The sequence below is a fragment of the Verminephrobacter aporrectodeae subsp. tuberculatae At4 genome, from assembly GCF_000193225.1.
Lineage (GTDB): Bacteria > Pseudomonadota > Gammaproteobacteria > Burkholderiales > Burkholderiaceae_C > Acidovorax > Acidovorax aporrectodeae.
On record NZ_AFAL01000982.1, the window covers coordinates 1 to 1,829 of the forward strand.

Sequence of the window (1,829 nt, forward strand, 5' to 3'; positions counted from 1 at the left end):
CAGGGAATCGACGGCTGCTTCGAGAACGTGGGCGGCTGGATCCTGGACGCGGTCATGCTGCGCATGAACGCCTTTGGCCGCATCGCCCTGTGCGGACTGATCGCCGGCTACGACGGCGCGCCCCAGCCCCTGTCCAACCCCGCGCTGCTGCTCGTCAAGCGCATGCGGATCGAGGGCTTTATCGTGAGCGAGCACCTGGAGGTCTGGCCCGAGGCCCTGAAGGAACTGGGCGCGCTGGCGGGCAGCGGCAGGCTGCGCCCGCGCGAGACCATCGCGCAGGGCCTCGCCGCCGCGCCAGAGGCTTTTCTGGGCCTGCTCCAGGGCAGGAATTTTGGCAAGCAACTTGTCCAGCTGATCTGAAACGGCACCCCGCAGCGCCATGCCGAGGAGTCCGCAATGCACGCCACCGGCCCCGCCAACACCCACAGCGTGTTCAACCAGAGCGCACCCTGGGTCAACGCAAACCTGCTTGCCACCAACTTGCCCCTGCTTGATGCGCTGCGCCTGCATTGCGCGGATTTGCCGCTGACCGGGCTGGCCGCGCTGGGCGCGGAAATGGGCTCTGCCGAGATGCAAAACCACGCGCGCCTGGCGCATGCCCACAGGCCGCAACTGCACACGCACGACCGCTTTGGCCAGCGCAGCGACGAAGTGGAGTTTCACCCGAGCTACCACGCGCTCATCGGCGCTGCGCTGCGCCACGGGCTGCACGCCACGCCCTGGGCGCGCCCGGGAGCGGCGCATGCGCATACCGAGCGCGCCGCCGGCTTCATGCTGTTTACCGAGGCCGATCCCGCGGTGCTGTGCCCGGTCTCCATGAGCTACGCCGTGGTGCCCGCGCTGCGCGGCAACGCCGCCGTGTGGGCCGACTGGAGCGCGGGACTCACGGGCACCCGCTACGACCCGCGGCTGGCGCCGTTCGCGCAAAAATCCGCGCTCACCATGGGCATGGGAATGACCGAGAAGCAGGGCGGGTCGGACCTGCGCGCGAACACCACGCAGGCGCTGCCCGACGGCGCCGACGCCTGGGGGCAGCGCTTTCGCCTGACGGGCCACAAATGGTTCTTCTCCGCGCCCATGTGCGACGCCTTTCTGGTGCTCGCGCAGGCGCCGCGCGGGCTGAGCTGCTTTTTTCTGCCGCGCGTCCTGCCCGGGGACGGCAGCGCCGGGCGCAACGGCCTGCGCATCCAGCGCCTCAAGGACAAGCTGGGCAACCATGCGAACGCCAGCGCCGAGGTCGAATTCATGGACGCGCTGGCCTGGCTGGTGGGCGAGGAGGGACGCGGCGTCGCGCAGATCCTCGAGATGGGCAGCATGACGCGGCTCGACTGCGCCCTGGGAACCAGCGGCCTGATGCGCCAGGCGCTGACGCAGGCGCTGAACCACGCGCGCCAGCGCATGGCCTTTGGCAAGAAGCTCATCGACCAGCCGCTGATGCGCAATGTGCTCGCCGACCTGGCGCTCGAGAGCGAAGCGGCCACGGCGCTGTCCATCCGCCTGGCGAACGCCTTCGACCAGCGCGGCACGAACCCGCACGAGGCCGTCATGGCCCGGCTGCTCACGCCCGTGGCCAAGTTCTGGGTCTGCAAGCGCGGCAGCGCGTTCGCGCAGGAGGCCATGGAATGCCTGGGCGGCAACGGCTACGTGGAAGCGGGCGGCGAGGGCGTCATGGCGCGCATCTACCGCGAGATGCCGCTCAACTCGATCTGGGAAGGGGCAGGCAACATCATGGCGCTGGACCTGCTGCGCGCCCTGCGCCGGGCCGACACGGCGGCGGCGCTGGCCGATGAACTCGCGCCCGCGCGCGGCGCGCACCCGGCGCTCGACCG

Annotated in this window: 2 protein-coding genes; both read left to right on the forward strand. The window is 70.4% G+C overall.

Annotated features, from left to right (window positions below):
• Positions 1–360, forward strand: a 360-nt coding sequence (locus tag VTU_RS0124070) for a zinc-binding dehydrogenase (protein WP_010110180.1), incomplete at its 5' end; no start/stop codon positions are given.
• Positions 361–396: 36 nt separating this feature from the next.
• Positions 397–1,829, forward strand: a 1,433-nt coding sequence (locus VTU_RS0124075) for an acyl-CoA dehydrogenase family protein (RefSeq protein WP_010110182.1), incomplete at its 3' end; no start/stop codon positions are given.